This is a genomic window from Pantoea sp. ANP04 (assembly GCF_041982285.1).
Classification (GTDB): Bacteria; Pseudomonadota; Gammaproteobacteria; order Enterobacterales; family Enterobacteriaceae; genus Pantoea; species Pantoea eucalypti.
This window is the reverse complement of record NZ_JAUTYS010000207.1, coordinates 1-507: the sequence shown is the minus strand read 5'-3', so window position 1 is coordinate 507 and position 507 is coordinate 1. Positions and strand designations below refer to the sequence as shown.

Annotated in this window: 1 protein-coding gene; it reads left to right on the top strand. The window is 31.4% G+C overall.

Annotated elements, in window-relative coordinates; translation table 11 throughout:
* Positions 1 to 342 (top strand): hypothetical protein (locus tag Q7C21_RS23145; RefSeq protein WP_375151261.1); only part of this gene is annotated, 342 nt, incomplete at its 5' end.
* Positions 343 to 507 lie beyond the last annotated feature (165 nt).

Genomic DNA, 507 nt, shown 5'->3' with positions numbered 1-507 from the left:
GGCGAACAATATAAATTAGTTGAGATGACATGGAAAGAAATAGATATTCCATTTGTGCCTTCTGTTGTTTTCATTGATGGTGATGACTCTGGATATTATGGATATCTATTACCTAAACTTGGTATTGGTTTCTCTTCAAGATATGCTTATGATCCATCTAATGATCCAACAAATTTTGTTGCTTATAATTTTTATTTAGATGTAGAGATTACTAAAGACGGTATTAGATTTAGACCAGATAGTAAAATAGATGAACCTAGTAATGGTAAAAACTTCTGGCCATATTTAGCAGGCACGTTAAATTGGGAGAACTATACTTATAAATATACAGCATTGGGGTGATACGCTTTGAGAGAATATTCTTTTCCTGATTACTATACTGAATGGGATACGTTAAGAGATATTAAGTCAGGTGATATCGAAAATGTTAAAGCGTATCTATCTGCAATTAATGATAATAACTATATAAAAGCTGGTACTGCATTAGCTAAACTTAAGAACAAAGTT